This is a genomic window from Erwinia artemisiae (assembly GCF_051400835.1).
Taxonomy (GTDB): domain Bacteria; phylum Pseudomonadota; class Gammaproteobacteria; order Enterobacterales; family Enterobacteriaceae; genus Erwinia; species Erwinia aeris.
In genome coordinates, this window is record NZ_JBLFFM010000005.1 from 262,967 (window position 1) to 282,964 (window position 19,998).

General features: G+C 52.9%; 19 protein-coding genes. 3 read left to right on the forward strand and 16 right to left on the reverse strand.

From position 1 onward, the window contains the following. Positions 1-170 precede the first annotated feature (170 nt). Together ACMGEE_RS13950 and ACMGEE_RS13955 are read left to right on the forward strand one after the other, a co-directional pair. The gene (locus ACMGEE_RS13950) at positions 171-1,007 is read left to right on the forward strand and encodes a YPO3983 family protein (RefSeq protein ID WP_436830225.1); all 837 of its coding nucleotides are present in this window, start codon (positions 171-173) and stop codon (positions 1,005-1,007) included. Beyond that, positions 1,004-1,471 carry a DUF943 family protein gene (locus tag ACMGEE_RS13955; RefSeq protein WP_370734846.1) on the forward strand — a complete coding sequence of 156 codons (468 nt, stop codon included), beginning with the start codon at positions 1,004-1,006 and terminating at the stop codon, positions 1,469-1,471. The genes ACMGEE_RS13950 and ACMGEE_RS13955 overlap by 4 nt, the downstream gene beginning before the upstream one ends. Positions 1,472-1,599: 128 nt before the next feature. On the opposite strand, the gene glmS is transcribed toward ACMGEE_RS13955, so the two are convergent. The 5 genes from glmS to ACMGEE_RS13980 form a co-directional block, all read right to left on the reverse strand. Next, on the reverse strand, positions 1,600-3,432 hold the full coding sequence (gene glmS, locus ACMGEE_RS13960) for a glutamine--fructose-6-phosphate transaminase (isomerizing) (protein ID WP_253456829.1): 1,833 nt from the start codon (positions 3,430-3,432) through the stop codon (positions 1,600-1,602). 161 nt (positions 3,433-3,593) lie between these two features. Continuing rightward, complete coding sequence (gene glmU, locus ACMGEE_RS13965) at positions 3,594-4,964, reverse strand: bifunctional UDP-N-acetylglucosamine diphosphorylase/glucosamine-1-phosphate N-acetyltransferase GlmU (RefSeq protein ID WP_369895317.1); 1,371 nt, start codon at positions 4,962-4,964, stop codon at positions 3,594-3,596. A 203-nt stretch (positions 4,965-5,167) separates the two neighbouring features. Continuing rightward, positions 5,168-5,479 (reverse strand): phage holin family protein, encoded by a 312-nt coding sequence (locus ACMGEE_RS13970; RefSeq protein WP_301251592.1) that lies wholly within the window; start codon positions 5,477-5,479, stop codon positions 5,168-5,170. A 65-nt stretch (positions 5,480-5,544) separates the two neighbouring features. Then, positions 5,545-6,012: a lysozyme gene (locus ACMGEE_RS13975; RefSeq protein WP_253456837.1), complete on the reverse strand. Its 468-nt coding sequence runs from the start codon at positions 6,010-6,012 to the stop codon at positions 5,545-5,547. A gap of 58 nt (positions 6,013-6,070) precedes the next feature. Beyond that, a complete protein-coding gene (locus ACMGEE_RS13980; protein ID WP_436830226.1) occupies positions 6,071-8,236 on the reverse strand; it encodes a glycoside hydrolase family 18 protein in 2,166 nt (721 codons plus the stop codon). Between the two features lie 579 nt (positions 8,237-8,815). Here ACMGEE_RS13980 and ACMGEE_RS13985 point away from each other — a divergent pair. Then, positions 8,816-9,262 carry a winged helix-turn-helix domain-containing protein gene (locus ACMGEE_RS13985; RefSeq protein WP_436830227.1) on the forward strand — a complete coding sequence of 149 codons (447 nt, stop codon included), beginning with the start codon at positions 8,816-8,818 and terminating at the stop codon, positions 9,260-9,262. A 142-nt stretch (positions 9,263-9,404) separates the two neighbouring features. Here ACMGEE_RS13985 and ACMGEE_RS13990 read toward each other — a convergent pair whose 3' ends face one another. The 11 genes from ACMGEE_RS13990 to mnmG form a co-directional block, all read right to left on the reverse strand. Next, positions 9,405-9,824 (reverse strand): F0F1 ATP synthase subunit epsilon, encoded by a 420-nt coding sequence (locus tag ACMGEE_RS13990; protein ID WP_125289177.1) that lies wholly within the window; start codon positions 9,822-9,824, stop codon positions 9,405-9,407. Between the two features lie 24 nt (positions 9,825-9,848). Further along, positions 9,849-11,231: a F0F1 ATP synthase subunit beta gene (gene atpD / locus ACMGEE_RS13995; protein ID WP_253456846.1), complete on the reverse strand. Its 1,383-nt coding sequence runs from the start codon at positions 11,229-11,231 to the stop codon at positions 9,849-9,851. A gap of 32 nt (positions 11,232-11,263) precedes the next feature. Further along, positions 11,264-12,133, reverse strand: coding sequence for a F0F1 ATP synthase subunit gamma (gene atpG / locus ACMGEE_RS14000; protein ID WP_253456849.1), 870 nt, complete (start codon positions 12,131-12,133; stop codon positions 11,264-11,266). 54 nt (positions 12,134-12,187) lie between these two features. Further along, positions 12,188-13,729, reverse strand: a complete 1,542-nt coding sequence (gene atpA / locus ACMGEE_RS14005) for a F0F1 ATP synthase subunit alpha (RefSeq protein ID WP_125289174.1) — start codon at positions 13,727-13,729, stop codon at positions 12,188-12,190. A gap of 14 nt (positions 13,730-13,743) precedes the next feature. Further along, complete coding sequence (gene atpH / locus ACMGEE_RS14010; RefSeq protein WP_125289173.1) at positions 13,744-14,277, reverse strand: F0F1 ATP synthase subunit delta; 534 nt, start codon at positions 14,275-14,277, stop codon at positions 13,744-13,746. A gap of 14 nt (positions 14,278-14,291) precedes the next feature. Then, the gene (gene atpF / locus ACMGEE_RS14015) at positions 14,292-14,762 is read right to left on the reverse strand and encodes a F0F1 ATP synthase subunit B (protein WP_253456852.1); all 471 of its coding nucleotides are present in this window, start codon (positions 14,760-14,762) and stop codon (positions 14,292-14,294) included. Between the two features lie 97 nt (positions 14,763-14,859). Then, on the reverse strand, positions 14,860-15,099 hold the full coding sequence (gene atpE, locus ACMGEE_RS14020) for a F0F1 ATP synthase subunit C (protein ID WP_003849523.1): 240 nt from the start codon (positions 15,097-15,099) through the stop codon (positions 14,860-14,862). Positions 15,100-15,149: 50 nt separating this feature from the next. After that, entirely contained in the window at positions 15,150-15,965 is an 816-nt protein-coding gene (gene atpB, locus ACMGEE_RS14025; RefSeq protein WP_125289171.1) for a F0F1 ATP synthase subunit A, read from the reverse strand. Between the two features lie 8 nt (positions 15,966-15,973). Then, positions 15,974-16,354 (reverse strand): F0F1 ATP synthase subunit I, encoded by a 381-nt coding sequence (gene atpI, locus ACMGEE_RS14030; RefSeq protein WP_125289170.1) that lies wholly within the window; start codon positions 16,352-16,354, stop codon positions 15,974-15,976. Between the two features lie 828 nt (positions 16,355-17,182). Next, positions 17,183-17,824 carry a 16S rRNA (guanine(527)-N(7))-methyltransferase RsmG gene (rsmG, locus tag ACMGEE_RS14035; protein WP_301251599.1) on the reverse strand — a complete coding sequence of 214 codons (642 nt, stop codon included), beginning with the start codon at positions 17,822-17,824 and terminating at the stop codon, positions 17,183-17,185. A 50-nt stretch (positions 17,825-17,874) separates the two neighbouring features. Beyond that, positions 17,875-19,764 carry a tRNA uridine-5-carboxymethylaminomethyl(34) synthesis enzyme MnmG gene (gene mnmG, locus ACMGEE_RS14040; protein ID WP_253456858.1) on the reverse strand — a complete coding sequence of 630 codons (1,890 nt, stop codon included), beginning with the start codon at positions 19,762-19,764 and terminating at the stop codon, positions 17,875-17,877. Positions 19,765-19,998 lie beyond the last annotated feature (234 nt).

Consider the following 19,998-nt stretch of genomic DNA (forward strand, 5'->3'; position numbering starts at 1 on the left):
GCCGTCAACGGACAAAGAGTAGATTAGAACATCCGTTATTTTCTCTGCCCGAAACGGCCAAAAATCCGAATTCAGACAGGGAAGCCGCACAGCGTTTATTCTCTGGCTTTTCACCGCGTATTATCCCCTGTAAAGAATGCAACGGACGCTAACACAAGGAGTGTGCCACGATGGCCGGACTGCAATTCCCCTGCACTCTATTCAAAACCCAAAAGCGGATGGACGATTACAGCGCCAGTGATATGCGCTGCGGCGATCTGACCGAAGCACGGTTAAAATCCTATTACGGGCTGGTAGATGTGTCTGCCAAAGCCAATCCTTATACCCTGACGAAAATCACCCCGTTTAATCAGCCACAGTCTATGTTTTACGGCTCCCGTGGAGCTGGCGAGAAAATTACCCGCCAGCAGTGCGCGGCGATCCTGTTTGATGAGTTTCGGGAGCGTTCCCCCTTGTTCTCGGTATATGGGCCTTACCGCCATTTGGCCGAAGAGATGATTACCCACATGCAACACGGCAAAGGTTCACCTTTCAGCAGTGTGAGCCTGAACAGGGCGCTGAAGGAGCATATTTTGTCCGATAACACACCAAACAGCACTCGCTTACGGTTAGGTGAGGCTATTGAAAAATATATTGACTGGAAAAATAAATGTTATCCGGCAAAAGATAAAGAGGAGTTGCGAAAAGCTATTCTTGAAGGAAAACTCCCCAAATTCGACCGCATTCAGGATAATTTTAATGGTATGGGCATAACTGTCCACGACACCTGGGCAACACACATCACTATCAAATCGCTACAGGTTGATGATGGTAGTTATCGGGCGGTGGTGCATTACAGAATCCAGGATCACTTTGGCCTGGATGTTGACGATATATCAAAATTCAGCTTCAACCTGTTCCGCTTCTTTCGTATCTGGTTTGTGTTGCAGCGATACAACCAGTTTGGTTTTAAGCCTTTTATGACCAACATGGAAGCCGTCATAGAAATTACTGGAGATCGCAAATGAGAGTAAAGAAAAGGAGTCTTATTGCCTTGCTCGCTCTGGCTGTCTGCGTATTGCCTGGTTACTGGCTTTGGCTATCACTGCGTCCGGTGGAAGTTATCGCAGTTCATGATAATGGTAATCATAGCTATGTTTTAGTCAGGAATTTCCCGCAGACCGATATGGGGAAAATAAACTGGTGGCTAAAAAATAAAGATACACTGAAAGAAAAGTATAACATTCCTAACCCCTCATCCTCTGGCTATTTTACTGTTATTTTTTGGAATTTCGGTGAGGGTTATAAAGAAGAAGGAAAATATGACAGGCTTTGTTTTGATGATATGAAAATAAAAATAAATTGCATCGAAAAGGATGCTGTTTTTTCCGTGGATAAAAGCAGGAATTTTGGTACGACTTTCACAGCATACGATGGCGATAATTATCGCTTAGGCCAGAATGGCGACATTATAAAAGTCGGTTCCGATTAGGATTGCGTCTTTCGCAGAGAAGCAGCGACAAAACAATCCTTTCTACCGGCTTGAATCCCCCTGATAACTTCCAGGCGTTAGAGCAAAGATAACGCGCCGATCCTCTGCAGGATCGGCGCGGTAGTCGGTTACTCCACCGTGACCGATTTCGCCAGATTGCGCGGCTGGTCAACGTCGGTGCCTTTAATCAGCGCGACGTGGTAAGAGAGCAGCTGTAGCGGCACGGTGTAGAAGATTGGCGCGATAATCTCTTCCACGTGCGGCAGCGGGATAATACGCATCCCTTCGCTGTCGGCAAAACCCGCATCCCGATCGGCGAACACGTACAGCAGGCCGCCGCGCGCGCGCACCTCTTCGATGTTCGACTTCAGTTTTTCCAGCAGCTCGTTGTTTGGCGCCACCACAATCACCGGCATATCGGCATCGATCAGCGCCAGCGGCCCGTGCTTCAGCTCGCCCGCCGCATAGGCTTCGGCGTGGATATAGGAGATCTCCTTCAGCTTCAGCGCGCCTTCCATCGCTATTGGATACTGGTCGCCACGGCCCAGGAACAGCGCGTGATGCTTATCGGAGAACTCTTCCGCCAGCGCTTCAATCTGCTTGTCCTGCGACAGCATCTGTTCGATACGGCTCGGCAGCGCCTGCAAACCGTGCACGATATCGTGCTCGATCTGCGCGTCCATGCCCTTCAGCCGGCCGATTTTCGCCACCAGCATCAGCAGCACGGTCAGCTGCGTGGTGAAGGCTTTGGTCGAGGCCACGCCGATTTCCGTCCCGGCTTTGGTCATCAGCGCCAGATCGGATTCACGCACCAGCGAAGAGCCGGCCACGTTGCAGATCGCCAGCGAGCCGAGATAGCCCAGCTCTTTCGACAGGCGCAGCGCCGCCAGCGTGTCCGCCGTTTCACCGGACTGCGACAGCGTGATCATCAGGCTGTTTTTGCGCACCGCCGATTTGCGATAGCGGAATTCAGAAGCGATCTCCACGTCGCACGGCACGTTAGCCAGCGCTTCAAACCAGTAGCGGGACACCATGCCGGAGTTGTACGAGGTGCCGCAGGCCACGATTTGAATATGCTCAACCTGCGCCAGCAGCGCGTTGGCGTTTGGCCCCAGCTCGGAGAGATCCACTTCGCCATGGCTGAAACGCCCGGTCAGGGTGTTTTTGATCGCCATCGGCTGTTCGTAAATCTCTTTCTGCATATAGTGACGATACAGGCCTTTGTCGCCCGCGTCGTACTGCACGTTGGATTCGATTTCGGCACGCTCCACGCGCTCGCCCAGGCGATCGAAGATAACCACGTCGCGACGGCTAACCTCTGCGATATCGCCTTCTTCCAGGTACATAAAGCGACGCGTCACCGGCAGCAGCGCCAGCTGATCGGAAGCGATAAAGTTTTCACCCACGCCACGGCCAATCACCAGCGGGCTGCCGGAACGGGCGGCCACCAGCACGGACGGATCGCGGCTGTCCATAATGACCATGCCGTAAGCGCCGCGCAGCTGCGGGATCACGCGCTGTACCACTTCACGCAGCGTGCCGCCGCTCTGCTTCTGCTCCCAGTGCACCAGGTGCGCGACCACTTCCGTATCCGTTTCGGACGCAAAGCGATAGCCCAGCTCTTTTAACCGCTCACGCAGCGGCTCGTGGTTTTCGATAATGCCGTTATGCACGATAACGATATGTTCTGAGATATGAGGATGCGCATTGGCCTCCGACGGCTCGCCGTGGGTTGCCCAGCGCGTGTGCGCGATACCGGTGCCGCCAGCCAGCGGCGTGGTTTCCGCCGCTTCCGCCAGTTTTTGCACCTTGCCTAAACGACGAAGGCGCGTGATCTGCCCTTCGGCGGTAACGACGGCCAGACCCGCGGAGTCATAGCCCCGATATTCCAGGCGGCGTAACCCTTCTAACAGGATTTCTGCGATATCACGTTGCGCTACTGCACCAACAATTCCACACATAGTAGTTTTCCTGACGTCATGGCGTTTGCCATTAACTTTGTCTTCTGCCTGTTTGTTCCGGTATGTTCCGGTTCCCCGAGCCTTGTAGAGAGTGGGGATTAGAGTTATATGGGTGCCATGCACCCCTTACTGCAATCGGGCGATCTTCGCCGCCCGTAAAATTATTTTTTCTTCGCCGGACGCTGCCAGTCGGTTTTCAGATTCTGTTCTTTACGATTGTAGGCCAAACCTGGCGCGGAGATATCTTTCATCACCGTGGTGCCTGCGGCGATGGTCGTGCCCGCCGCTACCGATACCGGCGCCACCAGCTGGGTATCGGAGCCGACAAAGACATCGTCGCCGATGATCGTCAGCGATTTGTTCACGCCATCGTAATTACAGGTGATGGTGCCCGCGCCGATATTGACGTTAGCGCCGATCGAAGCATCGCCCAGGTAGCTCAGGTGACCGGCTTTAGAGCCTTTGCCCAGCGTCGCCTTTTTCATTTCGACAAAGTTGCCGACGTGTGCGCCAGCGGCAAGCGAGCTGCCGGGACGAAGCCGGGCGAACGGGCCGACGGTGCAGTCTGCCGCCAGCTCGGCGTTTTCCAGCACGCTGTAAGGACTGATTTCGCAGTCGTCGCCAATCACGCAGTTTTTCAGCACGCAGCCGCTGCCGATTTTCACGCGGTTACCGAGCTGCACCTTACCTTCGATAATCACGTTGGTGTCTATTTCTACGTCGCGGCCATGTTTAAGCTCGCCCCGCAGGTCGAAACGCGCCGGATCTTTCAGCATCACGCCCGCCAGCAGCAGTTTTTCCGCCTGCTGTGCCTGCCAGACGCGTTCCAGCGTTGCCAGCTGTAGCCGGTTGTTAACGCCGTCGGTTTCCGAACTGTGCAAAGGCTGCGTCGTTTCCGTCACCCGGCCTTCCTGATGAGCCAGCGCGATAATATCCGTGATGTAATATTCGCCCTGAGCGTTGTCATTGGTGAGCTTGCTCAGCCAGCGCTTCAGGTCGCCGCCGTTGGCCAGCAGAATACCGGTATTGATTTCGCGGATCGCCAGCTGTTCCGGCGTGGCGTCTTTCTGCTCTACGATGCCCACGACCTGGCCCTGCTCACGGAGGATGCGACCATAGCCGGTGGGATTATCAAGGATGACCGTTAGCAGCGCGATGCCGCCCTGCGGTTTTGCCTGGCGCAGTCGCTGTAGCGTTTCGATAGAAATCAACGGCACGTCGCCGTACAGCATCAGGATATCTTCGTCATCGGCAAACCAGGGCGCGGCCTGCTGCATAGCGTGACCGGTGCCCAGCTGCTCGGCCTGCAATACCCAGTTCAGCGAGGGATCCTGCAAGGTCGACTGTAAGCGTTCGCCGCCGTGTCCGTAAACCAGATGGACTTTATCAGCGCCCACGCCCTGCGCGGCGTCAATGACGTGTTGTACCATTGGCTTACCGGCCAAAAGATGAAGAACTTTGGGAAGATCGGAGTACATACGGGTTCCCTTGCCTGCGGCAAGGATCACCACGCTCAGCGCGCTGTTTGACATAGACATCCTGCTTGATGTTGAAATCGCTTTCCTGGCGAAAAGTAAAGCTGGATTGCGGGAAAAATACTACTTCTTTTACCCTTCAAAAATACTTTCCGCCGGGCCGAACAAGGGCACCACGCCGGGAAAAGCCGGTATGCGTCCCTCAGCCGGAGCATGATACCACCAAAATAGAGTCGTCTATGACTTTCCACCGCTGTCGATCAAACGGTTTTGCTCTTTAACCATTCAGAGATTTTTTGCTGCAGCACGACCACGACTTCGCTGCCGCTGGTGCCGGCGATAGCAGAGAAAAAAAGCGTTTGGGACGTAGTCATGTTGAAATCAATACAGAGTAAGCCAACCACAAAGCCAGTAAACATTGAAATAAATATGTGTTTCAGGAAAAAGCTCAGTTTCCCTTTATTTTCTTTTATCAGCTCGCCGTGGATAAAGTAATTAACCACTCCTCCGGCGCTGGCAACTATCATGGCATCCAAAAGATGATGTTCACTTAAAAACTTCATCAGCAACATAGTTTCATCATTATATAACACGGTAATACCTCAGAAAGATAAATAGCGATCGGCAAAGACCATGGCTATTTATGGCGAAGAAAAAGATTTTTTTCGCGTTCCCTGCGAGTAATTAACGTTTTAACCACGCCATTTCCGGCGTAAATCCACGAGCCGAACTGTTCGGCGGCGGCGGCATAGCAGCCTTGGTTTAAAAACATCAGCAGCGTGGAAGGCTGACCGCTTTTTAGCTCGATCAGGCCAGCTTTTACGCCCTGCTGCCCGGCGCCGACGCTGTGCAGAATGGAGCAGAGCGCGTCAAACTGATCCTGCGTGACGGGCACTTCAACTTTCTGCCGCAAGAGTTCGGCGCATTTGTTCAGGTCGCTGACAAGCAGCACCTCCGCCTGTTCAGGCGTAACGCTGTCGCCTTCACGGACGCTTTCCGCATGGCCATAGCCCAGCGTCCAGATGCCCGCGTCATTCTTCTCTGCGGTTAAACGAAGTTTTTCCTGAGCCTTGATAAAATCAATGCCCCTCTCTGAAATATTCATTTTTTTCACTCTGGCAGACGGGAAATAATGCTCCCGAAGGAGCATTATTTATTTCAAATTAACGAAGGTAATCCCATGGTTTACCGAACTGGCCGGTAGTTTCTTCCAGACCAGGTTCAGAGCCCTGTGACCAGAATTTACCGATAAAGTTAACGCCTTTATGCGTCACTTTACTGCCTTCCACGTAGACTGCGGTTGCACTCCACAGGGGATATTCAGCAGGCACATCCGGCACCACTGGCTCATCCGGAGTAACTTCGGATGCAGGCACGATAACCACTTTGTAAGAGGCCATATCGGTTTTGCTATTGGCCGCGGTGACGGTCAGCAGCAGCTCTACCACCTTTTCAGAGGTAACAGCCGGCAGCGCAACTTTCGTTTCGCTGGCCTGCGGAGAAACGATCTGCACGTTACCGCTGCCTGACCATTTGTAGCTGGCGGCTTTAACGGATTTATCCGCAGAGAAGACCAGCGTGCTGCCGCCCAGCGCTTTCATAGTGATAACAGCAGTTGGCGCGGTGTTATCTTCCGGGTCAACGGGATCGATTGGGTCAACCGGGTCAATTGGGTCAACTGGATCGATTGGGTCTACCGGGTCTACCGGGTCTACCGGGTCTACCGGGTCTACCGGGTCAATTGGGTCTACAGGGTCTACAGGGTCTACAGGGTCTACAGGGTCAATCGGGTTTTCACCGTTGATATTGATCCCTTTGAAGTAGAAAGGGGACATATCGATATTCTGCTGCACAATCGGGCAGCCCATACCTTCACGACCGGCGTTAACCAGCAGGCCGTTATCGTTATCGATAGTCCAGGTGAACAGACCGCCCAGGCCTTTTTCGATCACATAACGCGCTTTTTCACGTACGGTACGTGGCGTATCGATAGAGTGGAAAACTTTAGACGTCGGGCTGTACAGATAATCTGCGCAGGCTTCGTCATCGGTATACACGTTGTAACCGTTACGGCCAGACTGGTTTTCCAGATCCAGGTAGTTGTTGATAATGTCATAGTATTCAACACAGCCGGACTCAAAAGTCCCCACGGTAGTACCGCTACCATCGTAAGAACCCTTCAGCGGAGAGAAGGATTCAATGTTGCCGCCCTTGGCGCTACGTGAATAGCCTGCATAACCGATGTTGATGGCTTCAGGATCCACACCCAGGTTCAGCAGATACTCAACCGCTTCTTCCAGACTGTAGGTGCTGTTTTTGGTTTTATACAGGTTGGCGTGATGGGCCAGGCCGTCCGCCCACGGCGTACCGAAGAAGTCATAGGTCATCAGGTTGATGCCGTACAAACCCACTTCCAGCAGGCCTTTGATATTAGAATGCTGCAACACATCCACGTTAGCGGAAGACGCGATACTGATTTTCACGTGTTTCATGCTGTTAGCATCAAGCGCCTTACGCAGGCTGGAGATCAGCGCCACGTAGTTCTCACCATCTTCCGGGCCGTGTGGGTTACCCGCGCCTGCAGCATTTGGATATTCCCAGTCGATATCGATTTCAGAAAACATCGGGAAGCGGTCGAAGAACCAGATAATGCTGGCTACCAGCGTATCAATCGCGCTCTGGCTTTTCGCCAGCTCGTGGAAGGCTTCGCTCATCGTCCAGCCGCCGAGGCTGAAGGAAAGCGCCAGATCGTGACCCTGAGCTTTTGCATCAATCTGCAATTTACGCATCGCGCCCAGCACGCCCTGCAGGTTAGGGTGATCCTGATAGAAACAGTCGCCTTCGCCATCGGACGGATAGGTGGTGCCCGGGCCAAAACCAAATGCTTTCCAGCCGCTGAAGCCGCAGTTGATATAAGACTGGCAATCGGCCCACGGATCCAGGATGGTCATTTCGTTGGCTTTCTTGCCGGTCCAGGCCGCAGCCTGATCGATTTTTTCTTTATTAGCGCCTTTATCACCGACGATACCGGTAAAACCAAAAATGATTTTATCGTAGGCGGTTGGGTCTAACTTAGTGATATCAATCCCACGGCCGCGATTGGCTTTAAGAATGTTGCCATTATTATCAACCTGACGCTGATCGTAATGCGCCCAGTCAGTGTAATAGCCAAAGATTTTAGGTTTATTGGCGGTGTTATATTTGTTGTATACACGTTTTGCTACGCGACCTGAAGTGTAACTAAATTCTGAAGTGTTCGTTACCGGGTTAAATCCATCTGCGGCATAAGACTGTTCTGTAAGAATGTCTTGTTGAATCAACTTGCTCATTGCAAATCCTTATATGATAAAAGTTAGTGTACTCAGCGCCATCGATTAAGCTGGCCGACAAACTTTTACCCGATACGGAAAAGCATACCAGTTATAAATAAAGAATAATTATCAGCTCACTCCTGCCCGCCCCGAAATAACATTAATAAGCCAGCTATCGGCCAGACTGCGTGCGTGAGTCTGGGGACAGGCAGGATAAATAACCCCAGACCGGATAAACGACCTTCGAATAACAAGACTCTGTTCTCTTTTATCAATGACGGATAAACAATAATTAGAACCTCGCTTAACATTGCGCGCGGCAAAACCGCTACAGACCCTTGACCGGCGCGGATTACCGCCTTCTGGCGTGCACTTTCTGCAATGCCTGTGCTAATAATTACAACCCGTCTTTATCTTTTCTGCTGGTATATTCCTGCCACCAACAGAGCGAAGCAGTTAAGCAGAGCGATATCTGCTAAAAAATAAAAAGAATATTAAAGCAAACATTAATAAGGATTTGCAGAGGCTATACAAAGCCTTTTACCATCGCTGTTTTTTTAATCTATTACTGGTTTCCCCACTTAACAGGTCACAGTCATGAACGAAGGAATTTATCTTGGTAACAATATTTATCTCTCAGAGGAGAGAAATCATCTGATCAATGGCAACATTACATTAACCATCAGCGAAAAAGAGAAACGATTGCTGAGCTATTTCCTTCGCAACCCGGAAAAAGAGCTGACAAAAAGCCATTTGATTACGGCAATCTGGGAAAGCCGGGCTGCGACTATCGATGACGCCAACCTGACTCAGCTGGTTTATAAAATACGCCGCGATTTAGCTGCGGTGAACCTCAGAAACTGTATTAAAACGATACCGGGCAAAGGCTATATCTATATTCCGGAGAAAAAGAAAGCGGTGCAGGAACCTGTGATGGCGGACGCTGGCAGCAGCAAGACGGAATGCCTTATCTGTTCAGCGCTTACTATCATCGCCACCGTTATGGCGTTGTGCACGCTTTGCTTTTTCTTCTGGCGTAGCTGAACGTTTAACGCTCAGTTTAATTACAACATTAAATATAGTGTTTTATCCGATCGGGATTTCCTGCAGCGCGCCCTGTGCCGCCCCTTCGACAATAAAAAAAGGCCAGGCAGTTTCCTGTCTGGCCTTTCTGCTTAAACCTGAATTACATCGCTTTTTTGGTCAACTCGATCACGCGCAGTTTGGCGATCGCTTTAGCCAGTTCAGCCGACGCGGCAGCAAAGTCCACATCGCCGTGAGAGCCACTCATGTGCTCCTCGGCTTTGCGTTTCGCTTCCATCGCGCGGGCCTCGTCGAGGTCGGTGCCGCGGATCGCCGTATCAGCCAGCACGGTAGCCGCGCCTGGCTGTACTTCCAACATGCCGCCGGAGAGATAGATATACTCTTCGTCGCCCTGTTCTTTAACGATGCGAACCATACCAGGTTTAATGGCGGTCAGCAGCGGGGCGTGGCCAGGATGGATCCCCAGCTCGCCTTCGCTACCTGACACCTGAATACGCTGCACAGTGCCGGAGAACATCTGCTGTTCTGCACTGACCACGTCCAGGTGAAAAGTCATAGCCATAATTAACCTCCCGGGAAACCGTTATTACAGTTTCTTCGCTTTTTCCACGGCTTCTTCGATGGAACCAACCATGTAGAAAGCCTGCTCTGGCAGATGGTCGAATTCACCGTCCATGATGCCTTTAAAGCCACGGATGGTATCTTTCAGCGACACATACTTGCCCGGAGAACCGGTGAAGACTTCTGCCACGAAGAACGGCTGAGACAGGAAGCGCTGCATCTTACGAGAGCGAGCAACAACCAGCTTGTCGTCTTCAGACAGCTCGTCCATCCCGAGGATAGCGATGATGTCTTTCAGTTCCTGGTAACGCTGCAGCAGAGACTGCACGCCACGAGCCACGTCGTAGTGTTCCTGACCAACAACCAGCGGATCCAGCTGACGGCTGGTAGAATCCAGTGGATCAACCGCCGGGTAGATACCCAGAGACGCGATCTGACGGCTCAGTACCACGGTTGCGTCTAAGTGAGCAAAGGTGGTGGCTGGCGATGGGTCAGTCAAGTCATCCGCAGGCACGTAAACGGCCTGTACGGAGGTGATAGAACCGGTTTTGGTTGAGGTGATACGTTCCTGCAGAACGCCCATCTCTTCCGCCAGCGTTGGCTGGTAGCCTACCGCTGATGGCATACGACCCAGCAGCGCGGACACTTCGGTACCGGCCAGGGTGTAACGGTAGATGTTATCGATGAACAGCAGTACGTCACGACCTTCATCACGGAATTTTTCCGCCATGGTCAGGCCAGTCAGGGCAACGCGCAGACGGTTTCCTGGTGGCTCGTTCATCTGGCCGTAGACCAGAGATACTTTGTCGATAACGTTGGAGTCGGTCATCTCGTGATAGAAGTCGTTACCCTCACGGGTACGCTCGCCCACGCCGGCAAATACGGAGAAACCTGAGTGCTCAGCCGCAATGTTACGGATCAGCTCCATCATGTTTACGGTTTTACCTACACCCGCGCCGCCGAACAGACCAACTTTACCGCCCTTCGCGAACGGACACATCAGGTCGATTACCTTGATACCGGTTTCCAGCAGCTCCTGAGAGTTGGACTGGTCTTCGTATGAAGGTGCAGAACGGTGGATCGCCCAACGCTCTTCTTCGCCGATGTCGCCTTTCATGTCGATTGGCTCGCCCAGCACGTTCATGATACGGCCAAGCGTTGCGGTACCTACCGGTACTTCGATTGGGTGCGCAAGGTCAGCGACTTCCAGACCGCGCTTCAGGCCGTCGGAAGAACCCATTGCGATGGCGCGAACCACGCCACCACCCAGCTGCTGCTGTACTTCCAGCACCAGACGGGTATCACCATTTTTAGTCTCAAGCGCGCTGTACACTTGTGGTACTGCGTCCTGAGGAAATTCGACGTCAACAACGGCGCCGATTACCTGGACAATTTTTCCAGTAGCCATCTTGAATCCTCTACCTAATTCATTAAACCTGGTTAAACCGCGGAGGCTCCACCGACAATCTCGGTAAGTTCCTGGGTGATGCTGGCCTGACGAGCTTTGTTGTATACCAACTGCAGCTCTTTGATCAGGTTTCCGCCGTTGTCGGTCGCAGCTTTCATCGCCACCATACGCGCGGCCTGCTCGCTGGCCAGGTTTTCTACAACACCCTGGTAAACCTGAGACTCGACGTAGCGACGCAGTAACGTGTCCAGCAGCGCTTTCGGATCCGGTTCATACAGATAATCCCAGGTACTCTTCTTCACTACGCCTTCTTCCGGATCTGCTGGCGGTAACGGCAGCAGCTGGATGATTTGCGGTGACTGGGACATGGTGTTGATAAATTTGTTGCTGACAACATAGAGCTTGTCGATACGACCTTCGTCGTAAGCCTGCAGCATGACTTTTACCGGGCCGATCAGATCGGACAGGGAAGGCTTGTCGCCCATGCCCGTCACCTGAGCAACCACGTTGCCGCCGACAGCGCCGAAAAATGAAACACCTTTAGAGCCGATAATCGCCAGATCGCTCTCGACGCCTTTATCCGCCCAGCCTTTCATATCAGCCAGCACTCTTTTGAACAGGTTAATGTTCAAACCACCACAAAGCCCGCGGTCGGTAGACACGACCAGGTAGCCGACGCGCTTAACGTCGCGCTCCTCCAGGTAAGGGTGCTTGTATTCCAGATTGCCTAACGCAATGTGACCAATCACTTTGCGCATGGTCTCTGCATAAGGACGGCTGGCCGCCATGCGTTCCTGCGATTTACGCATTTTGGAGGCGGCGACCATTTCCATCGCTTTGGTGATCTTTTGCGTATTTTGAACGCTTCCGATCTTACTACGTATCTCTTTTGCGCCGGCCATAAGCTTCTCCTCAAAGCCTTGCGGCCTGCCCCGGAAGGGACAAGCCGCCAGACATTACCAGGACTGGGTTTTCTTGAACGTTTCGAGCAGAGCTTTCAGCTTCGCTTCGATATCGTTGTTGTAGTTACCAGCCTGGTTGATTTCCGCCATCAGCTCGCTGTGGTCGCGATCTGCATAAGCCAGAAGCGCTGCTTCGAAGCTGCCGATTTTCGCCAGCTCAACGTCGTTCAGGAAGCCACGCTCGGCGGCAAACAGCACCAGACCCTGCTGCGCTACGGACATCGGCGCATACTGTTTCTGTTTCAGCAGCTCGGTCACTTTCTGACCGTGGCTCAGCTGTTTACGGGTTGCTTCGTCCAGATCGGAAGCGAACTGAGAGAACGCTGCCAGTTCACGATACTGCGCCAGCGCGGTACGAATACCACCGGACAGTTTCTTGATGATCTTGGTCTGCGCAGCGCCACCCACACGGGATACGGAGATCCCTGGGTTAACTGCCGGACGAATACCGGAGTTGAACAGGTTAGTTTCCAGGAAGATCTGACCATCGGTAATCGAGATTACGTTGGTCGGAACGAACGCGGAAACGTCGCCAGCCTGAGTTTCGATGATCGGCAGCGCGGTCAGAGAACCGGTTTTACCTTTTACTGCACCGTTAGTGAAGCGCTCAACGTAGTCGGCGCTCACGCGGGAAGCACGTTCCAGCAGACGGGAGTGGAGGTAGAACACGTCGCCAGGGAAAGCTTCACGACCTGGTGGACGGCGCAGCAGCAGAGAAACCTGACGGTATGCAACGGCCTGCTTGGACAGGTCATCATATACGATCAGCGCGTCTTCACCGCGGTCACGGAAGTATTCGCCCATGGCGCAACCTGCATACGGTGCCAGGTACTGCAGCGCAGCAGACTCGGAAGCGGTAGCCACAACCACGATAGTGTTAGCCAGCGCGTTGTGTTCTTCCAGCTTACGTACCACGTTAGCGATGGTAGAAGCCTTCTGGCCGATAGCCACGTACACGCACTTGATGCCGGAATCGCGCTGGTTGATGATCGCATCGATCGCCATCGCGGTTTTACCGGTCTGACGGTCGCCGATGATCAGCTCACGCTGGCCACGGCCGATTGGGATCATCGCATCCACAGACTTATAACCAGTCTGTACAGGCTGGTCGACCGACTGACGGTCGATAACGCCTGGCGCAATCACTTCGATTGGCGAGAAGCCGTCGTTATCAATGGCGCCTTTGCCATCGATAGGTGCACCCAGGGTGTTCACCACACGACCCAGCAGGCCACGGCCTACCGGAACTTCCAGGATACGACCGGTACACTTAACCTTCATGCCTTCGGCGAGGTCAGCGTATGGGCCCATTACTACGGCACCTACGGAGTCGCGCTCCAGGTTCAGTGCGATAGCGAAGCGGTTGCCCGGCAGTGCGATCATCTCACCCTGCATAACATCGGCCAGGCCGTTTACGCGGATGATGCCGTCGCTGACGGAAACGATAGTACCTTCATTGTGAGCTTCGCTCACGACATTGAACTGAGCAATGCGCTGCTTGATCAGTTCGCTGATTTCGGTGGAATTCAGTTGCATATGCTCCAGTCCCCTTAAGACTGCAAGTCGTCTGCAAGGCGCTCAAGACGGCCGCGTACGCTGCCATCAATGACCATATCACCCGCACGGATGATTACACCTGCCATTACAGACTTATCAATTTTGCAATTCAGCTTAACTTTGCGTGACAGACGTTTTTCCATAGCGGCGCTGATTTTGGTCAGCTGTTCGTCACTCAGTGTAGTGGAAGAGATCACCTCAACGTCCGCGGTCGCATCGTATGCGGCGCGTAGCTGGATAAACTGAGCCAGTACATCGGGAAGCGCTGGTAAACGTTTGTTCTCAGCCATGACCTTAATCAGGTTCTGGCCGGCTTCATCGAGTTGATCACCACAGATAGCGATGAACCGTGCAGACAACGCTTCCGGCGCTAATGCGCCGGAAAGGAGTTCTGCCACTTGTTCATTGCTGGCTACTTCGGTAGCGAACGCCAGCATCTGCTGCCAGCGATCGACATTCTGATGCTCAACAGCAAAGTCAAAAGCTGCTTTGGCGTAGGGGCGAGCTACAGTAGTAAATTCAGACATCAGCCCCTTCCTCCTTACAGTTCAGCGACCAGTTTATCAACGATGTCGCTGTTAGCAGCTTCATCCACGGAACGTTCAATGATTTTCTCGGCGCCGGCGATAGCCAGCATCGCGACCTGCTTACGCAACTCTTCACGTGCACGTTTGCGTTCGGCGTCAATTTCAGCCTGCGCCTGGGTGACGATCTTGTTACGTTCCTGCTCAGCTTCGGCTTTCGCTTCGTCCAGGATCTGCGAACGACGTTTGTTAGCCTGTTCGATGATAACCTGAGCTTCTTCTTTCGCTTTTTTCAGCTGGTCGGACGCATCAGCCTGCGCGAGATCCAAATCTTTTTTGGCACGTTCTGCGGAAGCAAGGCCGTCAGCAACTTCTTTCTGGCGCTTTTCGATAGCAGCCATCAGCGGCGGCCATACGTACTTCATGCAGAACACTACAAACAGGATGAACGCGATGGCCTGGCCGAGGATTGTTGCGTTTAAGTTCACTGCACAATGCCTCTTGTTAAGTTAACTTTTTTCTCCGGTCTGACGACCGGCAGAAGCCGTTCATCGTCGAACTCGCGTCCAACGATGAACATCAGGGTTAGGCGACGGCGAACATCACATACAGACCCAGACCAACAGCGATCATTGGGATTGCATCCACCAGACCCATTACAACAAAGAACTGCGTACGCAGCAGAGGGATCAGATCCGGTTGACGCGCGGCGCCTTCCAGGAATTTACCTCCGAGGATGCCGATACCGATCGCAGCACCGATTGCCGCTAAGCCCATCATCACAGCGGCAGCCATGTACAGCAGATCCATATTCAGGTTTTCCATGACAGTCTCCAGTTTGTTTCAGTTAAAACGCAGTAGTGTTGATAAAAAAATCAGTGTTCTTCAGATGCCATCGACAGATAGACAATCGTCAGTACCATGAAAATGAAAGCCTGTAACGAAATGATCAGGATGTGGAAAATGGCCCATGGCACACTCAGAACCCACTGTGACCACCACGGCAACAGGCCGGCAATCAGGATAAAAATCAATTCACCCGCATACATGTTGCCGAACAGTCGCAGACCGAGAGAAACCGGTTTGGACAGCAGGCTCACGCCTTCAAGGATCAGGTTGATCGGAATGAAGACAGGATGATTGAAGGGTTGCAATGTCAGCTCTTTAGTAAAGCCCCCAATGCCTTTCATCTTGACGCTGTAGAACAGAATCAAAATAAATACGCCCAGCGCCATAGACAGCGTGATGTTCACGTCGGCTGAAGGCACAACACGCAACGCTGGCAGACCCAGAACGTGCTCGCCGATATACGGCAGCAGATCGATAGGCAGCAGGTCCATGAAGTTCATCAGGAAGACCCAGACGAAAATCGTCAGAGCCAGCGGTGCGATTACTTTGCTTTTACCGTGGTACATGTCGCGGACGTTGTTGTCGACGAAGCCAACAACCAGTTCAATCGCCGCCTGCAGTTTTCCCGGAACGCCGCTGGTGGCTGATTTCGCAACTTTGCGAAACAGCACCAGGAATACCAGTCCCAGCACCACAGAGAAAAACATGGAGTCAATATTTAATACCCAGAACGACGGTGCGTCGTGCGGATTCACTAGCTCGAAGGTACGCAGGTCCAGCTGAAGGTTATTCAGGTGGTGACCTATGTATTCCTGCGGCGTAGAGATTTCTCCTGCAGCCATGATGCCTCTTACCCTTTGTTGTTAATTACAGCCGGTGCGACGATTTGCACAATCAGCACCGATAACCAGGTCAGTCCGAGCGGCGTAAATGCCGCCCCAAACACCGCCAGCGCCACGACAAGCAGAAGAATGGTTGCCAGAACCTTCAGCACTTCACCCAGAGCGAAGCTCCAGGCCACGCGTCCTTTAACCGGGTCTCCTGCCTGATGACGCCAGGCAAAAATCATAAACAATACGTTCGGTAGCCAGGCCGCCAGTCCACCCGCAAGCGCGGACAGGCCCCAGGTCAACTCTTTCAGGGCGAACAGCGCGCCGATTATGACAAAAATCACCAGCTGAAGAAGCAGCACGGTTCGGGCAAATTTCACTCTGTAAAGGGACACTGACATGACGCTGAAACTCTCCTGCCCCGTCGGGGGTATGTCGCGTGTCGTATAAAACTGCCTTTGCCGCTTTGAGTCAAGCAGCAAAAAACGAGCAAATTATACGGCGCGCCCCTGCGATTTCAATGGATAAGTAGCGAAATGGTGAACAATTATTTAAATTTCTTTCGCGGGCGCACTTTTTCAAAACTGTCAGGAATGGCCGACAGGCGGAAAATGCATACGATAAAGGCCAAATATCGCTCATAAAGCGTGCGGAAGATCACAATTCAGTAATATTTTATCCGCATTCCGTTAAGGAATATTCTTAATATCGCTCAGAAAAATATAATTATATCAATAACATTCAACTACTTACTATTTTTTACCGTAAAACCAGCCTGCCAGCCGGATTAAAAGTGTTAATTGACAGTCATTGCAGCCAAAATTTCAGGCTAATCCGCCAGGCAAGCAAAATAAATATCACCACATTATTTTTCACTTCGCGCTGAAAAAGGCGGATCTCGTCCCGAAGAGGTAATATCCTTGATAACACTTTGTGAAATTAACGTTAAATGTAACCAGGTGTGAACGATAATTTCTGCGCGTCATTTTAACCTTACTGAAACATTCCCACCTGAAAAAAAATCACCGCGTATCGCCCGAAAGGCTAAATTTTCGTCGGGCTTTTTAGCCTTTCGCGTTACCTGCGCCTTCCTCTCCCCTGCCCTGCCGGGCTGACTTAACTAAAATCGGGTTTGGTAAGCCTGTGCCGTTCAGCCGCTTTGCTGAATAATCAGGCGATAATACGGTAAAAAATTCGGCTTTTCAGCGTTATTTTCAGGCAAATCACGTTCAATCAGCGCTGCTTGCTGCCAGATTTTGCGGATTAATTACCACCAGGTGACGTTCGCCTTCCAGTTCAGGAACGAGAAGCTTCACCGTCTTGTGATGGGTAAAACCTGCCGGCAGCGCGTCGATCTCATCCTGCGGCACGACGCCTTTCAGCGCATAAAATCGCCCTTTTTCGCCAGGCAGATGATGGCACCAGCTCAGCATATCGTTCAGAGAAGCGAAGGCCCGACTGATCACGCCATCAAAAGGCGGCTCGGCAGGAAACACCTCTACCCTGCTCTGTACCGGATCGATATTTTCCAGTTTCAGCTCATGCTGTACCTGCTTAAGAAAGCGTATGCGCTTGCCCAGGCTGTCCAGCAGCGTGAAGTGCGCTTCAGGACGGACGATAGCGAGCGGTACGCCCGGCAGCCCTGGTCCCGTGCCCACATCGATAAAACGGCTTCCTTCCAGATAAGGCTCAACCACGATGCTGTCCATGATATGCCGTACCAGCATCTGCTGCGGGTCACGCACCGACGTCAGGTTATAAGCCTTGTTCCACTTATGCAGCAGCTCAACATAGCCTGTCAGCTGCTCTTTTTGTCGATCGGTCAGGGAAATATTGGCGGCTTTCAGCAGCGCGGAAAGTTTATTAATCACGATTACATCCAAATCAGTTAAAGGGGCGACCGTAGCCGCCCCGCGAAGCATCAGGCGCTTTTGCGCAGCAGCCCCTGCTTTTTCAGGTAGATCAGAAGAATGGAAATAGCTGCAGGCGTGATCCCTGAAATACGCGAAGCCTGACCTATCGATCCCGGCTTGTGATCGTTCAGCTTGGCGATCGCCTCGTTAGAGAGGCCGCTGACCTGACGGTAATCCAGCTCCACCGGCAGCAGCGTGTTCTCGTTGCGCAGCTGGCGATCGATCTCTTCCTGCTGGCGGGCGATATAGCCTTCGTATTTCACCTGAATTTCAACCTGCTCGGCGGCCTGAGCGTCGCTTAAGGCGGGCGCAAAAGTGCTGAGCGTCATCAGCTGCTGATAGGTCATCTCTGGACGACGCAGCAGATCTTCGCCGTTGGCTTCTTTGGTCAGCGCGGCACTCAGTACGCCATTCACTTCATCCACGGCTTCAGATTTAGGATGCACCCAGATGTCGCGCAGACGCTGACGCTCCTGCTCAATGCTCTCCAGCTTCTCGTTAAAGCGCGCCCAGCGGGCATCGTCTACCAGACCCAGCTCGCGGCCTTCGGCGGTCAGACGCAGATCGGCGTTGTCTTCACGCAGCATCAGACGGTATTCCGCCCTGGAGGTGAACATGCGGTACGGCTCTTTGGTGCCCAGCGTGCAGAGATCGTCAACCAGCACGCCCAGGTAGGCCTGATCGCGACGCGGCGCCCAGGTCTCTTTGTCCGCAGAGAGGCGACCGGCATTCAGCCCAGCCAGCAAACCTTGCGCCGCGGCTTCTTCATAGCCTGTCGTGCCGTTGATCTGACCGGCAAAGAACAGACCTTCGATAAATTTGCTTTCCAGCGTTGGCTTCAGATCGCGCGGATCGAAGAAGTCATATTCGATGGCATAGCCCGGACGGACGATCTTCGCGTTTTCCAGGCCCTGCATAGAGCGAACAATCTGCATCTGGACATCAAACGGCAGGCTGGTGGAGATGCCGTTTGGATAAATTTCATTGCTGGTCAGCCCTTCCGGCTCCAGGAAGATCTGGTGCGCGTTGCGATCGGCAAAGCGCATCACCTTGTCTTCGATGGAAGGACAGTAGCGTGGGCCAACGCCTTCGATCACGCCAGCGTACATTGGGCTGCGATCCAGGTTGCTGCGGATGACGTCGTGCGTTTTCTCGTTGGTATAGGTGATGTAGCAAGGCACCTGCTGTGGGTGCTGCGCCACGTTGCCCATAAACGAGAAGACCGGCAGCGGCGTATCGCCATGCTGCGGAGCCAGCACGCTGAAATCAATCGTGCGCGCATCGATACGCGGTGGCGTACCGGTTTTCAGACGGCTGACGCGTAAAGGCAGTTCACGCAGGCGACGAGCCAGCGGGATCGAAGGCGGATCGCCAGCACGGCCGCCGCTGTAGTTATCCAGCCCGATGTGGATCTTACCGTCCAGGAAGGTGCCTACGGTCAGCACAACCGCTTTGGCGCGGAATTTGAGCCCCATCTGGGTCACAGCGCCAACGACGCGATCGTTTTCCACAATCAGATCGTCAACCGCCTGCTGGAAGATCATCAGGTTCGGCTGGTTCTCCAGCGCGGTGCGTACGGCCTGACGATAGAGCACGCGATCCGCCTGAGCACGGGTAGCCCTGACGGCGGGCCCTTTGCTGGCGTTTAGTATCCTGAACTGGATACCGGCCTGGTCAATAGCGTGTGCCATCAGGCCGCCCAGCGCGTCCACTTCTTTAACCAGATGTCCTTTTCCGATGCCACCGATCGCCGGATTGCAGGACATTTGTCCAAGCGTATCAATGTTATGCGTTAAAAGCAGGGTTTGCTGACCCATCCGGGCTGCCGCCATAGCGGCTTCCGTGCCCGCATGACCACCACCGATCACGATGACGTCAAAAGGATCTGGATAAAACATGGTACTGAACCTCGCGGTTGTGCGATTTAAAAGAGTGGGGGATGCCCGGGGCGTGAATTCTACTCAACTTTGGCCGAAGGTGAAAGCGCAGGGCCAGACACGTATTAAAAAGAAGATCTTTTTTATTTAGAGATCTCTTTACTGGATCTTCTATTAGGATCGACGATCTCTGTGGATAAGCCTTTTTTCCTTTCCAGGATCATCAGCTTAAGCGGGATCGTTTGCTGTGAAAGA